This window comes from Sorangium sp. So ce281, assembly GCF_051527395.1.
In the GTDB taxonomy this organism is placed as follows: domain Bacteria; phylum Myxococcota_A; class Polyangia; order Polyangiales; family Polyangiaceae; genus Sorangium; species Sorangium cellulosum_B.
Genome location: NZ_CP150322.1, coordinates 7160258 through 7183687 on the forward strand (window position 1 = coordinate 7160258; position 23430 = coordinate 7183687).

12 protein-coding genes are annotated in these 23430 nt (G+C 72.6%); 11 read left to right on the forward strand and 1 reads right to left on the reverse strand.

Annotation, left to right across the window (positions count from 1 at the left end):
- The first annotated feature begins 44 nt into the window (after nt 1-44).
- The 6 genes from WMF27_RS27050 to WMF27_RS27075 all read left to right on the forward strand — a co-directional run bounded on the left by WMF27_RS27050 (nt 45) and on the right by WMF27_RS27075 (nt 10530).
- On the forward strand, nt 45-6083 hold the full coding sequence (locus WMF27_RS27050) for an AAA family ATPase (RefSeq protein ID WP_437765985.1): 6039 nt from the start codon (nt 45-47) through the stop codon (nt 6081-6083).
- A gap of 138 nt (nt 6084-6221) precedes the next feature.
- Nucleotides 6222-7271, forward strand: a complete 1050-nt coding sequence (locus WMF27_RS27055; RefSeq protein WP_437765984.1) for a hypothetical protein — start codon at nt 6222-6224, stop codon at nt 7269-7271.
- A 100-nt stretch (nt 7272-7371) separates the two neighbouring features.
- The gene (locus tag WMF27_RS27060) at nt 7372-7944 is read left to right on the forward strand and encodes an RNA polymerase sigma factor (protein ID WP_437765983.1); all 573 of its coding nucleotides are present in this window, start codon (nt 7372-7374) and stop codon (nt 7942-7944) included.
- Nucleotides 7941-8786, forward strand: a complete 846-nt coding sequence (locus WMF27_RS27065; RefSeq protein WP_437765982.1) for a hypothetical protein — start codon at nt 7941-7943, stop codon at nt 8784-8786. The genes WMF27_RS27060 and WMF27_RS27065 overlap by 4 nt, the downstream gene beginning before the upstream one ends.
- Nucleotides 8787-8930: 144 nt before the next feature.
- Nucleotides 8931-9857: a hypothetical protein gene (locus WMF27_RS27070; protein WP_437765981.1), complete on the forward strand. Its 927-nt coding sequence runs from the start codon at nt 8931-8933 to the stop codon at nt 9855-9857.
- Between the two features lie 316 nt (nt 9858-10173).
- Nucleotides 10174-10530 carry a hypothetical protein gene (locus WMF27_RS27075; RefSeq protein ID WP_437765980.1) on the forward strand — a complete coding sequence of 119 codons (357 nt, stop codon included), beginning with the start codon at nt 10174-10176 and terminating at the stop codon, nt 10528-10530.
- A 192-nt stretch (nt 10531-10722) separates the two neighbouring features.
- Here the strand turns inward: WMF27_RS27075 and WMF27_RS27080 are convergent, their stop codons facing one another.
- Entirely contained in the window at nt 10723-12966 is a 2244-nt protein-coding gene (locus tag WMF27_RS27080) for a DUF3160 domain-containing protein (protein WP_437765979.1), read from the reverse strand.
- Between the two features lie 233 nt (nt 12967-13199).
- On the opposite strand from WMF27_RS27080, the gene WMF27_RS27085 reads away from it, so the two are divergent.
- The 5 genes from WMF27_RS27085 (at nt 13200) to WMF27_RS27105 (ending at nt 23382) form a co-directional block, all read left to right on the forward strand.
- Nucleotides 13200-13847: an RNA polymerase sigma factor gene (locus tag WMF27_RS27085; protein ID WP_012238084.1), complete on the forward strand. Its 648-nt coding sequence runs from the start codon at nt 13200-13202 to the stop codon at nt 13845-13847.
- Nucleotides 13823-15370, forward strand: a complete 1548-nt coding sequence (locus tag WMF27_RS27090) for a FecR domain-containing protein (RefSeq protein ID WP_437765978.1) — start codon at nt 13823-13825, stop codon at nt 15368-15370. The genes WMF27_RS27085 and WMF27_RS27090 overlap by 25 nt, the downstream gene beginning before the upstream one ends.
- Nucleotides 15367-16443 carry a hypothetical protein gene (locus tag WMF27_RS27095; RefSeq protein ID WP_437765977.1) on the forward strand — a complete coding sequence of 359 codons (1077 nt, stop codon included), beginning with the start codon at nt 15367-15369 and terminating at the stop codon, nt 16441-16443. The genes WMF27_RS27090 and WMF27_RS27095 overlap by 4 nt, the downstream gene beginning before the upstream one ends.
- A gap of 70 nt (nt 16444-16513) precedes the next feature.
- Nucleotides 16514-17116 carry a hypothetical protein gene (locus tag WMF27_RS27100; RefSeq protein WP_437765976.1) on the forward strand — a complete coding sequence of 201 codons (603 nt, stop codon included), beginning with the start codon at nt 16514-16516 and terminating at the stop codon, nt 17114-17116.
- 233 nt (nt 17117-17349) lie between these two features.
- Nucleotides 17350-23382 (forward strand): AAA family ATPase, encoded by a 6033-nt coding sequence (locus tag WMF27_RS27105; RefSeq protein WP_437765975.1) that lies wholly within the window; start codon nt 17350-17352, stop codon nt 23380-23382.
- Nucleotides 23383-23430 lie beyond the last annotated feature (48 nt).

Below are 23430 nucleotides of genomic sequence, written 5' to 3' on the forward strand. Positions count from 1 at the left end.
AATCGCAACACGCCGCCGGCGCCCCGGTTGTCAAAGATTCTCCTATGCTCGATAGTCCACGTTACCGCGTGCTGGAGGTGCTGCACCAGGGTGCGGACACGATCCTCTACCGCGCGCGGCGCGAGGAGGACGGCCGGCCGGTGGTGCTCAAGGCCCTGCGGCGCGATCACGCGAGCCCCCGCGCCCTCGGCCGGCTCCAGCACGAGCTCGAGGTCGCCAGGGCACTGAAGTCGCCCGCGGTCGTCAAGGCCTACGGGATCGAGCCGTTCCGCGACCAGGTGACGCTGGTCCTCGAGGACTTCGGCGGCCGCTCGCTCGACCGGTTCATCGATGGGCCGATGCGCGGGATGTCGATCGAGCGCTTCTTCCCGCTCGCCCTCCGCCTCACCGCCGCGCTCGCCGAGATGCACCGGCACCACGTCATCCACAAGGACATCAAGCCCCAGAATCTCCTCTACAACCCCGACACCGGCGAGGTGAAGATCACCGATCTCGGCATCGCCTCCCTCTCCCCCCGCGGCGCCCAGGTGCTCGCGCACGACGGGCTCATCGAGGGCACGCTCGCCTACATGGCCCCGGAGCAGACCGGCCGCATGAACCGCCGCGTCGACGAGCGGACCGACCTGTACTCCCTCGGCGTCACCTTCTACGAGATGCTGACTGGCACCCTGCCCTTCCACGCCAGCGACCCCGTCGCGTGGGTCTATTGCCACATCGCCCAGGCGCCGCGGCCGCCCCACGCGCTCGTCCCCTCCATTCCACTCCAGCTCTCCGCCGTCGTCCTCAAGCTGCTCTCCAAGGCCGCCGAGGAGCGTTACCAGAGCGCCCTCGGCCTGCGCCACGACCTCGACACGTGCTTTTCCCAGCTGCGCCAGGGCGGCGCCATCGAGGCCTTCCCGCTCGGACTGCGCGACGTCTCCGACCGGTTCCAGGTCCCGCAGCGGCTCTACGGCCGCGAGCGCGAGATCGAGGCGCTGCGCGCCGCGTTCGCGCGCGTCGTCGCGGGCGGCCGGCCAGAGCTCGTGCTCGTCTCGGGCTACTCGGGCATCGGCAAGTCCTCGCTCGTCGCCGAGCTGCGCGGGCCCGTCCTGCGCGAGCGCGGCTCCTTCCTCTGCGGCAAGTTCGATCAGCTCAAGCGCGACGTCCCCTACCGCCCCCTCCTTCACGCCTTCCGGGACCTCGTGCAGGAGATCCTCGGCGCGAGCGAGCAGCAGGTCGAGCGCTGGAAAGAGCGCCTCCGCGAGGCTCTCGGCCAGAACGGCAGGCTGCTCACCGACATGCTCCCCGAGCTCGCCCTGCTCCTCGGCCCGCAGCCGCCCGTGCCCGAGCTCCCGCCCGCCGAGGCCCAGAGCCGGCTGCTCGCCACGCTCCAGCGCTTCGTCGCCGCCTGCGCCCGGAAGGAGCACCCCGTCGCCCTCTTCCTCGACGACCTGCAATGGGCCGACCCCGGTAGCCTCCTCTTGCTCGAACAGCTCGCCCCCCTCCCCGGCGACGCGCACCTCCTGCTGATCGGCGCTTATCGCGACAACGAGGTCGGCCCCGCGCACCCGCTCCGGCTCACCCTCGCCGAGGTGCAGAAGCGCGGCGCCACCGTCGGCGACATCGTCCTCGAGCCGCTCTCCGTCGCCCACGTCGGAGCGCTCGTCGCCGAGGCGGTCCATGCGCCTGACGCGCAGGTCGAGCCGCTCTCGCAGCTCGTCTACGAGAAGACCGGCGGCAATCCCTTCTTCGTTCTCCAGTTCCTCATCGCCCTGCACGACGAGGGGCTCATCACCTTCGACGCCGACGAGGGCGCATGGCGGTGGGACATCGACGCCATTCGCGACAAGGGCTTCACCGACAACGTCGTCGAGCTGATGGCGGGCAAGCTGGAGCGGCTCCCCGTCGCCACGCGCGACGCCCTCAAGCTCGCCGCCTGCCTCGGCAGCAGCCTGAACCTCGACACCCTCGCGATCGTCGCGCGAAGGCCGGCGGAGGAGCTCCGCGAGGCGCTCGAGGAGGCCGTGCGGGAGGGGCTGCTGCTCCGCCGGGACAGCGCCTATCGCTTCCTCCACGACCGGGTGCAGCAAGCCGCAACCTCGCTCATCCCGGCCGGACAGCTGGCCGAGGTGCACCTCCGGATCGGTCAGCTGCTCTTGAAGGCACGGCGCGCCGAAGAGCGCGAGGACGCGCTCTTCGATATCGTCGGCCACCTCAACCACGGCGCCACGCTCCTCCGTTCCCAGGCCGAGCGCGACGAGCTCGCCGCCCTCAACCTCCGCGCCGGCAGGAAGGCCAAGGCCGCCGCCGCCTTCCAGTCCGCCGCTGTCCTCTTCGCCGCCGGCATGGCCCTCCTCGCGCAGGATCCCCGCGAGCGCTGGGAGACTCGGTACGAGCTGACCTACGATCTGAGCCTCGAGCGCGCGCACGCCGCCTACGCCATCGGCAGCTTCGAGGAGGCCGAGCAGCTGCTCGGGGAGCTCATGGAGCGCGCGAGGACCAAGATCGAGCGCGCTGCGGTCGTCGAGCTCGCCGTCACGCAGAACGTCACCCGCGGCCAGTGCGCCCGCGCCGTGGAGCTCGGGCTCTCGTGCCTCCGCGCCTGGGACATCGAGCTGTCGCTCCCCGTCACCGACGCGCAGGTCAAAGAAGAGACCGAGGGCGTCTGGCAAGCGCTGGGCGACCGGCAGATCGAAGCCTTGGCCGACCTGCCGGCCATGGATCACCCGGAGATCAAGGTCGCGATGCGCGTCCTGCTCGGCGTGATGATCTCCGCCTATTTCGTGGATTTGAAGCTGCACTATCTGCTCCTCGTGCGCATGGTCAAGCTCAGCTTGCGCCACGGCAACGCGGAGAGCTCCGCCCAGGCGTATACCGCCTTCGCGCGGATGGTCGGCCCGCTGTTCGGGCGATACCGTGAGGCTTACCTGTTCGGAAAGCTCGGCTACGATCTCGCGGACAGGGGCCACGCCCTCGCCACGAAGGGCGCGGTGTTCACCCTGTTCGGGCAGCAGGTCGTCTTCTGGACGCGCCACTACCGGGAGACCGGCTTCTACGCTCGCCGGGGCTTCAACGCCGCGATGGAGGGCGGCGACTGGAACAACGCATGTTACAACTGCATCTGGGCAGCGATGTTCCCGCTGCTGTCCGGCGAGCCGCTGGAGGACGCCCTCCACCTGACCGAAGACCGCCTCGGCTTCGTGCGCAAGGCCGGTTACGCGTTCGTGTATGACGTCCTCCTCGGCGCACGGCACCTCATCCAGACGCTGCGCGGGCGGCCGGCCCATTATTCGATGCTCGACGGCGCCGAGCTGGATCAGGCGGCCTTCGAGGCGCGTCTCGACCGGGAGGGGGCGGTCGTCCCCCGCAGCTTCCACTTCAGCATGAAGGCGCAGGCGACGTTCGTCCTCGGCGCTCACCGGGAGGCGCTCGCGGCGACGACCCGTGTGGTCGTCGATTACGACTGGAAGATGGACACGAACGCGCTGTACGCCGAGTGCTTCTATTATCGCGCGCTCGCGCTGGCCGCGCTCGTCGACGACGACGAGGACCGCGCGGCGGCGCCGTCGCCCCGGCCGGAGCTCCCGGACGGGCTGCTCGACTGCGAGCGGCAGCTCGGCGAGTGGGCCGCGAGCGGCCCCGACAACTTCCTCCACAAGCACGCCCTGGTCCGCGCCGAGATCGCCCGGCTCCGCGGGCAGGACCTGGAGGCCATCGGGCTCTACGAGCAGGCCGTCTCGTCGGCGCGCGAGGGCGGCTTCGTCCAGCACGAGGCCATCGCCTGCGAGCTCGCCGCCCGGCTCTACCGCGATCGCGGCCTGTCCACGCCCGCCGACGCCTACCTCCAGAAGGCCCGCGCCGCCTACTTCCGCTGGGGCGCCCACGCCAAGGTCGAGCAGCTCGACCAGCGGTATCCCTCCCTCGTCGAGCGAAAGCCGATCGCCCCCACCGTCACCTTCGCCGTCCGCGCCGAGCAGTTCGACGTCCTCTCCGTCGTCAAGGCCTCTCAGGGCATCTCCGGTGAGCTCAAGCTCCCGCGCCTGCTCGAGATGCTCCTCCGCATCGTGGTCGAGCACGCGGGCGCCGGAGAGGGGCACGTGCTCCTGCTCCGGGAAGATCGCCTGTCGACGGCGGCGGCGATCGCCGCGTCCGGCGGCGCCGCGCGGCTGCTCGACGCGGGCGAGGCGGCGGCGGACGCGCTGCCGCAATCCATTCTCAACTATGTTCGCCGGAGCCACGAGCGCGTGCTGCTCGACGACGCCGCCGGGCGGCACCCGTTCTCGGAGGACGAGTATTTCACGCGGAAGCGGCCGAGATCGGTGCTGTGTCTCCCGATCGTGCGGCAAGCGCGGCTGCTCGGCCTGCTCTATCTGGAGAACAAGCTGGTGGCCGGCGCGTTCACCCCAGGGCGGCTCACCGTGCTCGAGCTGCTCGCCTCGCAGTCGGCCATCTCGCTCGAGAACGCCATGCTCTATACCGATATCGAGCAGGAGAACGCCGAGCGGCGCCGGGCGGAGCGCGAGCTCCAGGCCAACCAGAAGACGCTCCAGGCCATCGTCGACAACTCCGCTGCAGCCATCTACCTCAAGGATCGCGACGGCCGGCACCTGCTCGTCAACCGGGAGGTGAGCCGCGCCCTCGGCAGGCCGGCCGAGCAGATCGTCGGAAAGACGACCGCCGAGCTCCTGCCTGCCGCGGTCGCCGACGCCATCGACGACCACGACCGGAAGGTGCTCGACTCGGGCGAGCCGATGGAGTTCGAGGAGGAGGTGCTGATAGACGGCGAGCTGCGCACCGGCCTGTCCGTCAAGTTCCCGCTCGGCGAGAACGTCATGCCCGGCGTGCTCTGCGGCATCACCACCGACATCACCGAGCGCAAGCGCGCCGAGCTCGCCGAGCGCTTCCTGGCCGAGGCGAGCCGCAAGCTCATGGCCCTCGGCTACGGCGCCACCCTCGAGAGCGTGGCGCAGCTCGCCGTGCCCGAGCTGGCCGACCGGTGCGTCATCGACGTCGACCTCGCCCAGGACGCCCCGGGGCGGACGGTCACCGCGGTCACCGCGGGCGTGCCGGCCGAGCTCGCGGGCGCGGTGATGGACGCGCTGCGGGCCCTCGCAGCGACCTCGCCGGACCGGTCCGAGATAGGCGACGTCCGCGCCGCGCCGCTTCTCGAGCCGCTCGGCGTTCACTCCTTCCTCCGCGTCCCGCTCCTCGCGCGCGACCGGCGCTTCGGCGTCATGACCCTGCTGGCGGCCGCGCCGCGACGCCATTACCGCCCCGCGGACCTCTGGCTGGCCCAGGAGCTGGCGAGCCGCGCCGCGCTCGCCCTCGACAACAGCCGCCTGTTCGCCGAGGCCCAGGTGGCGATCGAGCGCCGCGACGAGTTCCTCCTCGTCGCCTCGCACGAGCTCAAGACACCGCTCACCTCGCTCAAGATGCAGGCCCACCTCCTCGCCCGGCTCCTGCCCCGCCTCCAGCGCGCCGAGGTCGCTCCCGAGCGCATCGACGCCGCGCTCCAGGTCCTCGACCGCCAGATCGCGCGCCTCGCCCACCTGGTCAACGAGCTGCTCGACGTCACCCGTCTGAACGCCGGCCGGCTCACCCTCGCGCGCGCACCCATCGATCTGGCGGCCCTGACGCGCGAGGTCGTCGAGCGGATGCGCCAGCAGCTCACCGACGCCCGCTGCCGCACCGAGCTCGATCTGGACGAGCCCGTGGTGGGCAACTGGGATGCTTCTCGCATGGAGCAGGTCCTCATCAACCTCCTGTCCAACGCGATCAAGTACGGCGCAGGCGCCCCCATTCACGTCGTCGTGCGCGGCCTGGAAGGCCGCGCGCTGCTCGTCGTCCGCGATCACGGCATCGGGATCGCCGCGGCCGATCAGGCCAGGATCTTCGAGCGCTTCGAGCGCGCCGTCTCCGTCCGCAACTTCGGCGGCCTGGGACTCGGCCTCTACATCGTCCGGTGGATCGTCACCTCCCACGGCGGCACCATCCGCGTCGAGAGCGCGCCGGGCGCGGGCGCCGCGTTCATCGTCGAGCTGCCTTTGCACCCGGCGGAGGCGGAGACGGCGGCCGAGGGAGGGGACCTGCTCCCACAGGCCTAGCTCCGCGTCGCCCGGGTTCTTCCCTCGTCGCGCGGGCGGTGGGGCGGCCAGGGGCGCAGCGCCGACGTTTCCGGGCGAGAGCGAGCGCGACGATGTGGAGTGGCGCTCCGGGCTCTGGGACGCCACATTGGCCCCACGGTGAGGTCACGCTCCTCGGCAGCGCCGCTCTTCGTGATCTCCGCGGCGCTCGGCGGCAGCGCGGTCGCGCACGCCCAGCCTTCCGCGGCGCCCTTGCGGTTCGAGTACCGCGCGGAGGCCGGATGCCCGGCAGAGGCGGAGTTTCGTGCGCGCGTCGGCGCGCGCCTCCGGCGGAACATCGCGGAGACGGACGCAGCGAGCGCGTACGTCGTGATCATCGAGCAGCGCGATCGCCGCTTCATCGGGCGCCTCAGCGTCCGCGCGGCCGACGGGACGGCGTCCGACCGCGATGTCGCGGGTGATACCTGCGACGATGTCGTCGCCGCGCTCGCGGTCGTGACCGCGCTCGCCGTCGATGCCCAGGCCGGGGACGCCCCCGTAGCGGCCGCCACACCCGCGGTCTCCGCGTCCCCGAGCGCCGTCGCCGCGCCGCCCCCGCCGGTCGGTGCGCCGCCTGCCAGCGCCCCGCCTGCGGGCGCCCCGCCGGCCGGTAACGCGCGGGCGCGGCCGCCGGCGCCGGAGCCCGACGCAACGACGCACCTGGTGCTCGGCGCGCAGCTCCTCGTCGGCCAGATGATCGGCGTCCCCTCCTTCGGCGCGCGCATCTCCGCGGAGCCTCCCCTCGCCGTCACGACCCGCGGCGTCGGCCCGGCGCGCTTCGACGCGGACCTCGAGGTGTCCTCCGACGTCCCCGTGGCGGGTGGCTCTGCATCGTTTCTGCGCGCGGCCCTCGGCGCCGACGCGTGCCCGCTCGGCGCATCGCTCGGCGTCCTGCGCCTTTCCCCCTGCGCGCGCGTCGAGGGCGGCCTCGTCTCGGCGAGCCGCCGAGGCATCGCCCCCGCGCGCAGCGTGACGCGCGGATGGCTGGCGCTCGGCCTGCCGGTGCGCGCGCGGCTGCCGCTCTGGGGCCCGTTCGTGCTCGACGCCGACGCCGGGGTACGCCTGCCGCTGCTGCGCGGCGGCTTCTTCCCCGACGGCGCCGACGCCGCCGCCCGCCCGCCGCCGATCGAGAGCGTCGCGGCGCTCGGGCTCGGGTTGACGATTCCGTGATCCCGGCGCTCACCTCCGAACATAGCAGCGGTAGGAGACGATGATCAGCGCGACTCGATCCCGACCCCCTGCGCGCGCAGAGGTGGTGCGCGACGCCGCCATGACGGCGCCTGCGGAGCGCGCCGAGCAGCGCGCGCCGTCGCCCTCCGCGGAGCGCTACCGCGCGCTGGTCGACGCGCATTTCGACTTCATCTGGCGCTCGTTGCGCGGGCTCGGCGTGCCCGCCGGCTCGGCCGACGACGCCGCGCAGCACGTCTTCCTGATCGCCTACCAGAAGCTCGCCGAGATCGCGCCCGATCGCGAGCGCTCCTTCCTCTTCGGGACGGCGCTGGGGGTCGCGGCGAACGCGCGCCGCGCCGGCGCGCGGCGGCGCGAGCGCTGCGACGACGGCGCGATGGCGGCCGCGGCCGACGACGCGCCGAACCCGGAGCAGCTCATCGAGATGAAGCAGGCGCGCGCGCTGCTCGACGACGTGCTCGACGCGATGGAAGAGGACCTCCGCGTCGTCTTCGTCCTCTTCGAGCTCGAGGGCGTCCCGACCGAGGAGATCGCCGCGATGCTCGGCCTCGCGAGGGGCACCGTCGCTTCCCGCCTCCGCCGCGCGCGAGAGGACTTTCGCGCGATCGCGAGGCGCGTCCAGGCGAGGGCGCTGCACCGAGGAGGCGAGCGATGACCGATCCGAAGCCGCTTGGAGACGAGGAGGCGACCGAGTTCGAGCGCGCGCTGCTCCGCTCGTGGAAGCAGGAGTCTCCGTCCTCGTCGGCGCGCGCGCGCGCGCTCGCCATCGCCGGGCTCGCCGCGGGCGGGGTCGCAGGGGGCGGGGTCGCAGGGGGCGGGGTCGCAGGGGGGACAACCGCTGCGCCCTCCCCGTCTGCCGCGCCCGCGTCGAAGGCGGGCGCCGGCAAGCTGCTGGCGCTCGCGAAGTGGGGCCTCGGGGCGGCGATCGGCGTCGGGCTCATCGGCGCGGGCGTCGCGCTCCTCCGGCCGTCGGCGCCTCCCTCGGAGGCGGCACCGTCGAGCGAGCCGCAGGCCACGCTCACGCCGCCCACCGCCGGCGATCCGCCGGCGGCGACCGCGCCGCCGATCGCGCCCGCGCCGGCTCCCTCCGGGCCCGCGACGCGCGCGCCGCTCCCGCTCCAGGCGAGCGCCCCGCCGATCCCGGCGCCCGCCGCCGCGAGCCCGCTGCGCCCGAAGAGCGCCGCGCCGCGCGCGGGATCCGCTCCCGGCGCGCCGAGCGACGCGCTCGGCGAGCAGGTCGCCATGATCGATCGCGCGCGCGACGCGCTCGCCGCCGGCGACGCGGCGGGGTGCCTCGCGGCGCTCGACGCCCACGACAGCAAGTTTCCTCGGAGCGCGATGGGAGAGGAGGCCACCGTGCTCCGCGTCGAGGCGCTGATCCGCCTCGGCGATCGGGCCCGCGCCGCCGAGCTGGGCCAGCGCTTCCTCGCCTCGCGCCCGACGAGCGCGCATGCCTCGGGCGTGCGCGCTCTCCTCGGCGCGGCGAACGAGCCTTGATCGAGCGGCGCGCGCCTCGCGTGACCTGCTCGCCCGCCTGCGTCAACGTGCTTTCGAGGGCGCCGGAGAGCGTGCCTATCGTGTTCGGTTCGTCGAACGGTTCGAGCGCTGTCAGCGTGAGATGGTTTAGCAGAGAGGTTTCGTATGGTCTGGTCGACATGGCGCAAGCGCCACGCGCGGAAGGCGGTCCTTGTGGGAGCGGCGATGGCGCGCCTCTCGCTGCCGATGAGCGCCGCGGCGCAGGAGGCGATCGCCCCGGCGCGGGACGAGACCGAGCGTCGGGAAGACATCGCCCAGCGGCGCGAGCGCGCCGCGCTCCTTGCGACGCACCTCCACGACGCGATCAGGCTGCGCTCCGCCGGGAAAGGGGTGCCCATCCTCGTCAGCGGTATCGGCGGGGCGAGCCTCGCCTTGACCTTGACCGTGGCCCCGGCCGAGCCTCCCTTCCTCGCCTGGACCGCTGGCTCCGCGGCGTTGCTCGCGGGAGGCATCACCGCGCTCGCCGTGCCGGAGGCGTACCGGCGCGACACGCTGGGGGCCGCCGCGCAGCTCTCCCAAGGCAGCCTCTGGCTCGGGCTCGCGCTCTTCACAGACAGCGGCCTCGCGAGGGCGACGCCGATCGCGCTGTCGTCGGGATATTACGTGTCCGGCTTGCTCTCCGGGCTGAACCTGGCGCTGTCCGACTACACGCCTGCTTCCCGCCTCCGCGCCGACCATGCGCTGGTGGCGGCGCCCGAATGGCGCGCGCGGCTGTCAGGCGCACAGCTCGCGAGCATCGAACGGGATCTGCTGGCCACCGCGCCCGCGATCCCGAGCTGGGCCATCTACCTCCCGGTCGCGCTCGGCGGGGTCGCCGCCACCGCGCCCGCGTGGGACGGCGATCTGCCAGCGGAGAGGCGGATGTTGAGCTTGACGTCCGGTCTCCTCGCCTCCGTGTGGTCGCTCGGCGCCATGTTCGATCCCGAACATCCGGCGCAGTCCTACCAGCGGGACCTGCGCAGGGCCGGCCTGCGGGTCGCGCCTTCAGGACCCGACGGCGACGTGGGTCTCACGGTCTCGGGCAAGTTCTAGAGCGACAGACGGGCTGAAGCCACATGCGAACAGCGAGGAGTCGAACCGCCGAGGCGCCATAATTCTTGTATTTCTCTTGGCGTCCTTGGCGCGCTTGGCGGTTCATTTCTCCGGTTTCCAAGCGGATCGGTGCTCTGGCGGGTCATCCCCCGAGCGCCTCCAGGGGAGTTCGCTCCGGGACCAGCGCTCCGGCAGGCCCTGTCGTGCCCGCCATCGCGCTCGTGTCTCCTGGGTCGGCCTCTGGAGGAGCTCGGGGACACAGCAGTGATTGTCATCGTTTCGCGCTCCTTCGAGCGCTCATCAAGGAGGATTGGCCATGCGCAACGTTCTCATCGTCGTGTTCGTGCTCATCGTGGGATGTGGCGGGGAGGCTCCGGCCGCGCGCTGGGTGGCCTGCGAGTTCACCGGCAGCACCCCTGGCGGCGTGACGGTCAATAGCTGCGCCGAGCTCGAGACCGACGACCCGGACAAGCACGAAAGCCAGTGCACGGACAGGTCCAACCTCGAAGCCAAGCTCGTCGATCGATGCTCTACCGACGGCGTGCTCGGCACCTGCGTCCTCACCGGCGACGGCGAGACCATGACGACGTACCATTATGAAACAGAGCTCCTCACGGCGGATATCGTCAAGCCGCTCTGCGAAGCAACGAATGGCACCTGGACGCCGCGCTGACGCGCTGCCCCGGTGCGTGTCGCCGCGGTCCCGGAGCGGCCTCAGGCGGGCGGTACGTTCCGGGGGCTGACGGGCTCGATCGAGCACCATGATCCCGCTGGCGCGCAGCAGCGTCAGGTTGGCACAAATCGACACAGCTCGGCACGGACTCAGGGGAGCGCCGTCGCCAGCGCCGAGCGCTGCATCGCCGGATCAACGGGCGACGAGGTCCGTCATCCAGGGCACGTCGGGGGTCGTTCCCAGGACCGAGCCGGCCCACTGCCGGTCGTCCATGCGCTCGAAGTTCTCGGTGACGGCCTCGAAGTACGACGAGGCGAGCCCCACGAACGCGCGCGGCGCGCCGCCGCAGGGATCGGCCGTCACGACCATGAGCCGCGGCAGGCCGGTGCCCACGTGCAGCACGCGGCCGACCGGCGCGCCGCCCTCGTCGGTCGGCTGGGTGTGCACGTCGGCGATCGTCGGGTCCTGCTCCAGGCTCTTCATCTGGTCGAAGAAGAGCTGCCTGTACCAGCCGTGGACGCCCGTGGGCCCACCGCACCCCTCCCACTCAATCTGCACGGCCTGGTTGATGAAATCGAGGTGCTCCTGGGTGAGGGGCAGGCCGGCGCGCTCGTTCGCGGCCATCTCGCCGAGCGTCCGCGCGACGTCGTGGAGCTGCGAGAAGTACGCCGGCACCGCCTTCTCGAGCGACGGATCGCTCGACAGATCGAGCGCGCCGACGATCCCGGCGCCGTGCTCGGCCAGCTCGGCGATACGCGCGAAGAACGCCGGGTACGGGTCGACGTACGCGTCCGGGAACTCGCACGTGTCCCCGCCCGTGTACGACTGCTTGGCGTAGAGCAGGGTGTCGTGGCGGAGCTCGGCCCAGGAGGCGAGCTGGGTGCTCAGCAGGCGCCGGCCCCACGCCTCGGTCTTCGCCACGCCGGGCAGCCCCTCGCCGTCGCCGATCGCCCGCGCCGGCGACAGCTCCCGCAGCGCGCCGAGCCAGCGATTGTAAAGGTTCTTTCCCCAGAAGTCCCCGGGGTGCGCGTCGACGAGCACGCGCATCATGTGCAGGTCGGGCGCGTAGTCGAACTGCCCGAGCTCCGGCGCGAGCAGCTGGCCCGCCTGATCGTTGCCGAGCGCGGCGAAGCCCACGTCGAGCGGGTCCGGCATCATGCGCTTGACGGAACCGCCCTTCACCCGGTCGAAGACCACGTTCGAGAAGACGTGGGAGTCGACGACGTACCGCTGGCCGAGCAGCGCGAAGCTCGACGAGAGGGGCAGCGTGCCCTTGCCGAGCCCGTTGATCATGATGTGGCTCGAGATCCGCTGCGTCCCGTGGCCCTCCTTCACGATGACCTCGGCGATCCGCGCGTCCGGGACGCCGGCCAGGCCGGCGGCGTCGCTGAGGCCGAGGTCGGCGAGCAGGTCGTCGAGCTCCGGCAGGGTCATATAGTCGCTCTCGCCGACGAAGGCCTGGATGGCGTCGTCGATGCGCTTGTAGCGGGCGACCGTCTCCGCGTCGGCCAGGGCGCGCAGCACGTACGCGCCCTCGAGGTGCCGCCGCTGGAAGCGCTGGGTGCCGTCCTGCTGCGTCTCGAGGAAGCGGAAATCCACACGGCCGAGCCACATCATGCTGCGGAAGTAGCGCGCGAGCTCGGGGCGCTCCTCGTCGAGGTAGTGGCCGCGGGGCTCGAACTGCGAGAAGTCCATGAGCCGGTCCGTGCCGAAGAGGCGGACCTCCCCCATGCCCTGGTGGGCCTCGGCGCCCGCGACGAGCTCGTCGATCGCCGCGGCGCTGGCGCCCGCGACGGGGGCGACGGGCGCGCCGTCGAGCAACGCGAGCGCGACGGCCGTGAAGAGATCCGCGTCCGCGCGCGCCTCGGCGCCGAGCTCCGCTCCGGCGCCCGAGGCGAGCCGCGCGCGCATCTGCGTCAGCATCTTCCCGAGCTCGGGCGCGAGCGAGGCGAGCTCCACCGCCTTCAGGATCGCGTCGTACGAGCGGTGGACCGCGAACAGGACCGAGTCCGCGGACACGTAGAGCGGCAGGTCGAGCGAGTAGATGCTCTCGTAGCCGTAGACGAAGGTCGGGAAGGACTTCTTGCTCGAAATGACGAAGCCGTTCGCGGAGAGCTTCGCGAGCTCGTCCTCGTCGAGGGCGAGCGCGGTGCCCTGGAGGAGCGAGAGGCCCTCGGCGTCCGCCGGCGCATAGGGCAGGCCCGACGCGAAGGGCACGGGGTACCGCGCGGCGAAATCCGCGGCGCTCATGCTCGCCGAGGCATCCCGCTCGGCGAGCAGCGCGGTGAGCTCCGCCTGCTGCTCGGGCCCGAGCTCCGTGGACGGCAGCTGGGTGCCGTCGGTGCCGGGCGGGGGCTGGCTCCCCTCGCCCGAACACCCGGCGGCGAGGGCGACGAGGATCGGGACGACGTGAAGGCGAAGAAGCAGGTTGCGCATCGTGCTCCCCTTTCGAAGCGTGCCCCCGAGCCCGGGGCGCGACGGCCCTGAAGCAAAGGCGGTGCCGTGGCCGCGCGACCGCGGCGCGAAGAGCGCTTCTGCGACGGAGCGCAGGGTCAGGGCTCTCGTGTGAAGCCACGGTTCTTCGGGCGCTCCTTGGGCCTCGGGGGACGATCGTGCGACCCCCTGAGCCGTGCGCCTCCCCTCGCGGGACTTCAGCAGAGGAGCCCCGTTTGACCCGCCCCTTGAAGCTCGTCCGACCGCCGCCGCCCGCCCCGAAGCGGGCCTTCGCCGGTGACGACGCGACCCTCGTGCACGCGTTCCGGCGGGGCGACCCCGGGGCGCGCGCCGCCCTCTACGACCGGTTCGCGGATCACGTCCACCGGGTGCTCTACCGGCTCCTCGGCTTCAGCCACGACCTGGCCGACCTGCACCACGACGTCTTCGTCCGCGCGCTCGGCTCGCTGCCGGGCCTGGAGGACCCGAGCGCCCTCAAGGGCTGGCTCACGATGATCGCGGTGCACGTGGCGCGATCGTCGATCACCCGCAGGAAGCGGCGCAGCTGGCTCTGGTTCCTGCCGAGCGAGGAGCTGCCCGAGGTCGAGTCCGGCGCGGCGTCGGGCGACGTGCTGGACGCCCTGCGCGCGACCTACGCGGTCCTCGACGCGCTCCCGGTGGACGAGCGGATCGCCTTCGCTCTCCGGTTCATCGACGGCATGGAGCTCACCGAGGTCGCCGCGGCGTGCGAGACCTCGCTCGCGACGATCAAGCGGCGGCTCGCCCGCGCCAGCGCCCGCTTCGAGGCCGAAGCCCGCAAGCAACCCGCGCTCGAGGCGTGGCTCGATGGAGGTACCCGGTGGGGCAATCCGAGCGCCCGCTGACCCTCCTGGGGCGGCACGTGGCCGAGCTTCAGGACCGGATGCCGGCGGCGCGGCTCGATCGCGAGCGCGGGCGAGCGCGGCTGCTCGCGGCGGCGCCGGCGCCCGGTGCGGAGACGGCCGGGCGCGGAGAGCGGCCCCGCCGCGAGTCTTCCTGGGCGCGGCGGCGGACGTGGCCTGGAAGGCCGTTCGCGGTGCGGCTCGCCGCCTCGCTGGCGGCGGTGGCCCTGCTCGCCGCCGCGCTCGTGGTCGCGCTCGGGGCGCGCCCCCGCGCTCCGATGCGCTTCGCGCTCGGGGCGGCCGAGCCAGGGGTCGTCGGCGCGTGGATCGCCGCGCCGGCCACGGCGGAGCTGCCGATCCGGTTCTCCGACGGCTCGCTGCTCCGCCTCGCGCCGGGGGGGCGCGCCCGCGTCGCCTCGGTGGGCGCCGACGGCGCGGAGCTCTCCCTCGAGCGAGGCGCCCTCGATCTCTCGATCGTCCACCGCGAGGGCGCGCGCTGGACGGTGCGGGTCGGGCCGTTCCAGGTCCGCGTGATCGGGACGCGCTTCGAGACCCGATGGGACCCGGTGACCGAGCAGCTCGTGGTCGCGCTGCACGAGGGGGCGATCACGGTCTCCGGGCCGGTCGTGGGCGATTCGCGCGCCGTCCGCGCCGGCGAGCGGCTCACCATCTCGCCCGCGACGAACACCCTCGAGGTCGGCTCGATCGACGCCGCCTCCGTCCCCACATCGACGGCGGCCACGCCCGGCGCGGCTGCCCCGAGCGCGGCCCATCTCGACGCAGGCGCTCCGAGCGCGGCCGCTCCAGGCGCCCCTGCCCCGAGCGAGGCCGCTCCGGGCGCGGCTGCGCCCTCGACGAGCGGGCCGTTGGCAAGCGCCCGCGCCCCGGGCGCCGGGGCGGCCGCGCTGCAAGGGCAAGCAGGCGGCGAGGGCTCGGTCGCTCCCCTGCCCGCGCACCGAGAGACGCCGTCGTGGCGCGCCCTGGTCCTCGAGGCCAGGTACAGGGACGCCCTGGCCGCCGCGGAGAGCGAGGGCTTCGACGCGCTCTGCGACGCCGCGAGCGCGAGCGATCTGCACGCGCTCGGCGATGCGGCCCGGCTCGGCGGGAGCCCGGCGCGCGCCACCCAGGCCTTCGCGTCCCTCCGCGCCCGGTTCCCCAGCTCGCCCGAGGCCACGTCGACGGCGTTCATCCTCGGGAGGATCGCCCAGGACCAGAGCAAGGACCACGCGGCCGCCGCGCGCTGGTTCGCCCGGTACCTGAGCGAGCAGCCGGCGGGCGCGTTCGCCGCCGATGCCGCGGGGCGCCTCGTCGAGGCCGAGGACAGGCGGGGCAACGAGGCGGGCGCCCGAAGGGCGGCCGAGCAGTACCTCGCCGCTCATCCGAGCGGCTCGCACGCGGGGTACGCGAAGCACGTGCTCGCGCGCGGATCGAAGGCCGTCCCCCCCGGAGGCTCGCCTGCCAGGCCCGTCCCCTCCGGAGGCTCGCCCGGCGAGCCGGGCCCTGCCGCCGAGCCTCCCTCGCCGTGAGACGCCGCGCCGCGACGCTCCTCTTCCTCGCCTTCCTCGCCGGGGCCACGCTCGCGGCAGGGGCCGCGCTCGCGGAGGGCGCGCGCGCCGGCGAGACCCGGACCGAGGCCGCCTCGACCATCGCTGTCCTCTGCGCCCCGGGCGATCGCTTCGGCCTGCGGATCGTGGCCGAGATCGAGTCGCTGGGCTTCCGGGCGGAGCGCCTCGACCCCGCGGCCGAGCCGGCGTCGCGCGCGTCCCTCGAGGCCTCGGCGCGCGAGGTGGGCGCCATCGCCGCGATCCGCGCCGTCCCCTCCGAGCGCGGCGTCGAGATCTGGATCGCCGATCGGGTGACCGGCAAGACCGTCCTCCGCGAGATGGCGGACGACGACGGCACGCCCGACCGCGACGCGGCGCTCGCGCTCCGCGCCGTCGAGCTCCTGCGCGCCAGCCTCCTCGAGGCCGGCCTGCCCGCGCCCCCGCCCGGAGAGGTGCCCGCGACGCCCGAGATCCGCGAGAAGCTGCGGGTCCGCGCGCCGGACACGCTGCCCGCGCCGGCCCATAGTCCGTCGCCGGCGCTCCGCCTCTCGCTCGCTCCCGGTGTGCTGCTGAGCCCAGGCGGCTTCGGCGCGGCGGTCAGCATCGACGTCGGCCTCTCCTGGCTGCCGAGCGAGAACGTAGGCGCGATCGCGTTCGCCGCGATTCCGGTGAGCTCCCACCAGATCGAGCGATCGCAAGGCACCGCCGAGCTCTCCGTCCTGCTCGCCGGCGGGGGCGCGCGCTTCCAGCTGGCCCCGCGCGACAGCCCGTGGGCGGCCTCGGCGGATCTCGGCTTCTCTGCCGTGTTGCTCTGGAGCACGGGGGTGGCCAGCAAAGGCTTCCGCTCGAGCGCATCCGCCACGGTGACCGCCAGCCCATTCGCGGGCGTCGGCCTCTCCTTCGCCCTGACTCCCACGTTCCGGCTGCGCGCCGACGCCGTCGCCAGCGTGCTCGTCGAGCGTGTCTCCGTCCGGTTCGTCGAGCGAGAGACGGCGACCTGGGGCAAACCGTTCATCCTCTCTTCAGCCGGCATCGAGATCGATCTGTTTTTATGAGCCGCCGTCACGCGCCGGAAGGACTTCACCTCTGGAGCCTGACCTGGAGGTCGTTCGAATGAAACGATGGATGATGGTTTTCGGAGCGATGGCCGTGATGAACAGCGGATGTGAGGAGATCGTCTTCAATCCCATCCAAAACGGGGGTTGGGATGGCCCCCCGGCCCCCATCGTGCCCGACGACGACGAGGAGGTGGACGACGATGACGTGGACGACGCGGACGACGGCGCCTCGGGCGTCCACGTCATCGCGCTGCGAGGCAGCGATGTGGTCCCCGGATCCATCCCCTTCACGAGCAGCCCGGCGGCCTGGGAGACCCCTGACGCGCTCGTCCTCTACTTCAGCAACGCTGTCGACCAATGCGCCCAGCCCGTGATCGCTCTCGATCTCGACGTCGACTGCGACAAGGCGGGCACCTGGCAATTCATCCTGACGATCCCGCCCGAGCTCAACAAGCCAGGTCTCATCGATCTCTCCGCCATGCACATCCCCTTCTCCAAAACTGTGATCCTCCCCGGTTGCGGTGGAGGGAGCGGCGTGGGCCCCGGCCATTGGGGCACGCTCGAGATCGTCAGCAGCGACGAGACCTCGCTGTTCGTGAAGGTGCGCGGCGCGGGCGACGAGAATTGGCCGGTCGACGGCGATCACACGGTCCAGCGCTGCGGCACATAGCTCCACGGTCGCACGACGGCTGGCCGCCGGACTGCGGCAGAAACAGCGCAGCGAGCCCGCCCGCCCGGCGGCGGCGGATCGTCGGCGAATTCCCGCTCTTCCCCCTCGTCATCGCGGGCGAGCCGGCGCGAGGGCGCCCCGCCATTTCCCATGGCGGAGCGCGGCGCGTTTGGCAACATGCACCGACGCTCGACGCCTCGGAGGCCGCCGCACTGGCCTTCGAAGACCCTCCTATGGCCGATAGTCCACGCTACCTCGTGATCGAGGTCCTGCACGACGGGCCCGAGACGATCCTCTACCGAGCCCGGCGCGAGGAGGACGGCCGGCCGGTGGTGCTCAAGGTCCTGCGGCGCGACCACGCGAGCCCGCGCGCCCTCGGGCGGCTGCGCCACGAATACGACGTCGCCAGGGCGCTCGACTCGACGGCCATCGTCAAGGCCCACGGGATCGAGGCGTTCCGGGATCAGATGACGCTGGTCCTCGAGGACTTCGGCGGCCGCTCGCTCGACCGGCTCATCGAGGGGCCGACGCGCCCGATGTCGATCGATCGCTTCTTCCCCCTCGCTCTCCGCCTCTCCGGCGCGCTCGCCGAGCTGCATCGACACCACGTCATCCACAGGGACATCAAGCCCCAGAACCTGCTCTACAACCCCGACACCGGGGAGGTGAAGATCACCGATCCCGGGATCGCCTGCCTCTCGCCCCGCGAATGCCACGACGCCTCCCACGACGGGCTCATCGCGGGGACGCTGGCGTACATGGCGCCCGAGCAGACGGGCCGGATGAACCGCTCCACCGATGAGCGGACGGACCTGTACTCCCTCGGCGTCACCTTCTACGAGCTGCTGACCGGCGCCTTGCCCTTCCAGGCGAGCGATCCCGTGGAATGGGTGCATTGCCACGTCGCCCTCCACCCATCCCCGCCCCACGCGCTCGTCCCCTCGATTCCCCCGCAGCTGTCGGCGGTCGTCCTCAAGCTGCTCTCCAAGTCCGTCGAGGATCGCTACCAGAGCGCGCTCGGCCTGCAGCGCGACCTCGACGAGTGCTTCGCCAGGTGGCAAGCGAGCGGGGCGATTCCGCCCTTCCCGCTCGGCGAGCGCGATCTCTCCGATCGGTTCCAGATCCCGCAGCGGCTCTACGGCCGCGAGCGCGAGCTGGGGGCCCTGCTCGCCGCGTTCGAGCGCGTGGTCGCGAGCGGCCGCCCCGAGCTCGTGCTCGTGTCGGGCTACTCGGGTGTCGGCAAGTCGTCGCTCGTGGCCGAGCTGCGCGGGCCGGTGGTGCGCGAGCGGGGCTTCTTCCTCTCCGGCAAGTTCGAGCAGCTGAGGCGCGACGTCCCTTACCACGCCTTCCTCCAGGCGTTCCGGGCGCTCTTGCGGGAGATCCTGTGCGTGAGCGACGAGGAGCTCGAGCGCTGGCGAGAGCGCCTCCGGGAGGCCGTCGGCGCGACCGGCGCGCTGCTCGCCGGCGTGCTCCCCGAGCTCGCGCTGCTCCTCGGCCCGCAGCCGCCCGCGCCGGAGCTCCCGGGCGTCGAGGCCCGGCACCGGTTCCACGCGGCGCTCCAGCGCTTCGTGGCGGCGTGCGTCCAGAAGGAGCACCCCATGGTGCTCTTCCTCGACGATCTCCAGTGGGCCGACGCCGGCAGCCTCCAGCTGCTCGAGCAGCTCATCACCTACACCGAGACCGAGCACCTCCTGCTCCTCGGCGCTTATCGCGACAACGAGGTCGGCCCGGCGCACCCGCTGCCACTCATGCTGGCCGACGCGCGGAAGCGCGGCGCGATCTTCAGCGACCTCGTCCTCGCGCCGCTCTCCGCCTCCGACGTCGGGGCGCTCGTCGCGGGGGCGGTCCACGCCGCGGCCGAGCGCGCCGGGCCGCTCTCGCGGCTCGTCCACGAGAAGACCGGCGGCAACCCCTTCTTCGCGATCCAGTTCCTCCTCGAGCTGCACCAGGAAGGCCTCATCGCCTTCGACGCGAAGGCAGGCGCCTTTCGCTGGGACATCGCCGCGATCCGCGGCAAGGGCTTCACCGACAACGTCGTCGAGCTGATGGTGGGCAAGCTGAGGCGGCTCCCCGTCCCGGCGCAGGACGCGCTCAAGCTCGCCGCGTGCCTCGGCGCCAGCGTGGACCTCGACACCCTCGCGCTGGTCGCGAGCCGCCCTGCAGCCGAGCTCGGCGAGGCGCTCGCCGAGGCCGTGCGCGAGGGGCTGCTGCTCCGCCGCGACGCTGGCTACCGCTTCCTCCATGACCGGGTGCAGCAGGCCGCCCGCGCGCTCATCCCCGCCGGACAGCTCGCCGAGGTGCACCTCCGCATCGGCCGGCTGCTCCTGAAGGGCCGGCGCGCGGACGAGCGCGAGGAGGCGCTCTTCGACGTCGTGGGGCACCTGAACCGCGGCGCCGCGCTCCTCCGTTCCCGGGAGGAGCGCGACGAGCTCGCCGCGCTGAACCTCCGCGCCGGCAGGAAGGCCAAGGCCGCCGCGGCCTTCCAGTCGGCCGCCGCGCTCTTCGCCGCGGGCCTCTCCCTGCTCGCGCCAGGCCGCTGGGAGGCGCGGCGCGAGCTGACCTACGATCTGACCTTCGAGCGCGCGCACGCCGCGTACATCACCGGCGGCTTCGACGAGGCCGAACGGCTGCTGCAAGAGCTCATGGATCACGCGAGCACCGAGGCCGAGCGAGCCGCGGCCGTCGAGCTCGCCATCGCCCTGAGCGTGACCCGCGGGCAGGCCGCCCGCGCGGCGGAGATCGGGCTCACGTTCCTCCGCTCCTGCGACGTCGACCTGTCGATCCCGCTCACCGGAGCGCGGCTCGCGGAGGAGACCGAGGGCGTCTGGCAGGCCCTGGGCGACCGGGCGATCGAGGGCCTGATCCACCTGCCCCCCATGACGCACCCGACGTGCAAGATCGCGATGAGCGTCCTGGCGAGCGTGGCTGTCCCCGCGTACTTCGTGCACCCGGACCTGAACTACCTCGTCGTCGTGCGCATGGTGAAGCTCAGCCTGCAGCACGGCAACGCCGCGAGCTCCCCTCACGCATATGCGGCGTTCGCGAAGGTGATCGGCCCGAAATACGGGCGATACCAGGAGGGATATCTGTTCGGCAAGCTCGGTCATGACCTGGTGGAGAGGGACAACCTCCTCGCCATGAAGGCCATGGTCTTTTCCCTGTTTGGCAATCAGATCCTCTTCTGGAAGCGCCATTACCGAGAGACGACTCCGTACACCCGGGCCGGCTTCAACGCCGCGGTCGAGACCGGCAACCTGAACGACGCGTGCTTCCTCTGCATCTGGGCCCCGCTGTTCCCGCTGCTCGCCGGCGAGCCGCTGGAGGACGTCCTCCGCGAGGTCGACGAGCGCCTCCGCTTCGTGCGCAAGACCGGATACGAGCTCGTCTACAACATCCTCCTGAGCGCCTACGCGCTGGTCCAGGCGCTGCGAGGCAGGCCGGCCCGGCTCCCGATGATGGATGGATCCGAGCTGGATCCCGGCGCGTTCGAGGCGCGGCTGCCTCCCGGGGACATGGGCGGCGTGCTCGGCTTCTCGTGCAGCCTGAAGGCCCAGGGGCTGTTCTTGCTCGGCTCCCCGGGGGAGGCGTGCGAGGCGACGCGCCGGGTGATCGTCGACAGGCCCTGGCGGAGCGAACCGCACGCGCTCGTGGCCGAGAGCTTCTATTATCACGCGCTCGCGCTCGCGGCGCTCGCCGGCGACGATGCGCACGACGCGCGCAGCCCGCGCGAGGCGCCGCCGTCGCCGGAGCGGGAGCTGCCGGACGGGCTGCTCGACTGCGAGCGGCAGCTCGGCGAGTGGGCCGCGAGCGGCCCCGACAACTACCGCCACAAGCACGCCCTGGTCCGCGCCGAGATCGCCCGGCTCCGCGGGCAGGAACCGGAGGCGGCCCGGCTCTACGAGCAGGCCGCGTCGGCCGCGCGGGAGGGCGGCTTCGTCCAGCACGAGGCCATCGCCTGCGAGCTCGCCGCGGCGTTCTACCGCGCGCGCGGCCTCACCACCGCCGCCGACGCCCACCTCCAGAAGGCCCGCGCCGCCTACTTCCGCTGGGGCGCGCACGCCAAGGTCGAGCAGCTCGACCAGCGGTATCCCTCCCTCGTCGAGCGAAAGCCGATCGCCCCCACCGTCACCTTCGCCGTCCGCGCCGAGCAGTTCGACGTCCTCTCCGTCGTCAAGGCCTCTCAGGGCATCTCCGGTGAGCTCAAGCTCCCGCGCCTGCTCGAGATGCTCCTGCGCACCATGGTCGAGCACGCGGGCGCCGAGGAAGGTTACGTGCTCCTGGCCCGAGAAGATCGCCTGTCGACCGCGGCGGCGATCGCCGCGTCCGGCGGCGCCGCGCGGCTGCTCGACGCGGGCGAGGCCGCGGCGGCCGCGCTGCCGCAGTCCATCCTCAACTACGTTCGCCGCAGCCACGAGCGCGTGCTGCTCGACGACGCCGCCGGGAGGCACCCTTTCCTCGAAGAGGAGTACTTCACGCGGAAGAAGCCGCGGTCGGTGCTGTGCCTGCCCATCGTGCGCCAGGCGCGGCTGCTCGGCGTGCTCTACCTGGAGAACCGGCTCGTGGCGGGGGCGTTCACCCCGGGGCGGCTCACCGTGCTCGAGCTGCTCGCGTCGCAGTCGGCCATTTCGCTCGAGAACGCCATGCTCTACGCCGATATCGAGCAGGAGAACGCCGAGCGGCGCCGGGCCGAGCGCTCGCTCCGCGAGAGCCAGGCCACGCTGCAGGCCATCATCGACAACTCCGCCGCGGCCATCTACCTGAAGGATCGCGACGGCCGGCACCTGCTCGCCAACCGCGGGGTGAGCCGCGCCCTCGGCAGGCCGCTCGATCAGATCATCGGAAAGACCAGCGCCGAGCTCCTGCCTACCGCGCGCGCCGTGGCGCTGGACGCGCACGACCGGCAGGTGCTCGACAGGGGCGAGCCGCTCGAGTTCGAGGAAGAGCTGTTCCTGGAGGACGGGCCGCACACCTACCTGTCGCTCAAGTTCCCGCTCGGCGAGGACGTGATGCCCGGCGTGATCTGCGGCGTCTCCACCGACATCACCCAGCGCAAGCGGGCCGAGCTCGCCGAGCGCTTCCTCGCCGACGCGAGCCGCAAGCTCATGGCCCTCGGCTACGGCGCCACCCTCGACAGCGTCGCGCAGCTTGCCGTGCCCGAGCTGGCTGACCAGTGCGTCGTCGACGTGCGCCTCGATCCGGACGCTCCGGAGCGCACGGCCACCGCAGGAGTGCCCGCCGAGCTCGCAGGGGCGGTGCTCGACGCGCTGCAGCCGCTCTCGGCGGCGTCGCTGCAACGCCCCGAGGTGGGCGACGTCCGCGCCGCGCCCCTCCTCGAGCCGCTCGGCGTCCACTCCTTCCTCCGGGCTCCGCTCCTCGCGCGCGACCGGTGCTTCGGCGTCATGACCCTGCTGGCGACCGCGCCACGGCGCCGCTACGGCCCCGCCGACCTGGGGCTGGCCCAGGAGCTGGCGAGCCGCGCCGCGCTCGCCCTCGACAACAGCCGCCTGTTCACCGAGGCCCAGGAGGCCATCGAGCGCCGCGACGAGTTCCTCCTCGTCGCCTCGCACGAGCTCAAGACCCCGCTCACCTCGCTCAAGATGCAGGCCCACCTCCTCGCCCGGCTCCTGCCCCGCTTCCAGCGCGCCGAGGTCGCTCCCGAGCGCATCGACGCCGCGCTCCAGGTCCTGAGCCGCCAGATCGCGCGCCTCGCCCACCTGGTCAACGAGCTGCTCGACGTCACCCGCCTCAACGCCGGCCGGCTCACCCTCGCGCGCGCCCCCCTCGACCTGGCGGCCCTGACGCGCGAGGTCGTCGAGCGGATGCACCAGCAGCTCACCGACGCCCGCTGCCGCACCCAGCTCGCGCTGGAAGGGCCCGTGATCGGGGACTGGGATGCCTCTCGCATGGAGCAGGTCCTCATCAACCTCCTGTCCAACGCGATCAAGTACGGCGCGGGGGCCCCCATTCACGTCGTCGTGCGCGGCCTGGAAGGCCGCGCGCTGCTCGTCGTCCGCGACCACGGCATCGGCGTCGCGCAGGCCGACCAGGCCAGGATCTTCGAGCGCTTCGAGCGCGCCGTTTCCGTCCGCAACTTCGGCGGCCTCGGCCTCGGCCTCTACATCGTCCGGTGGATCGTCACCTCCCACGGCGGCACCATCCGCGTCGAGAGCGCGCCGGGCGCGGGCGCCACGTTCATCGTCGAGCTCCCTTTGCGTGCGGCGGAGGACGAGACAGATGGCCAGGGCACCTTCCTCTCACCGGCATAGAATCGACGTTCACCGGCGGCTCCCGGGGCGACCGGCGCATGCGCTCTG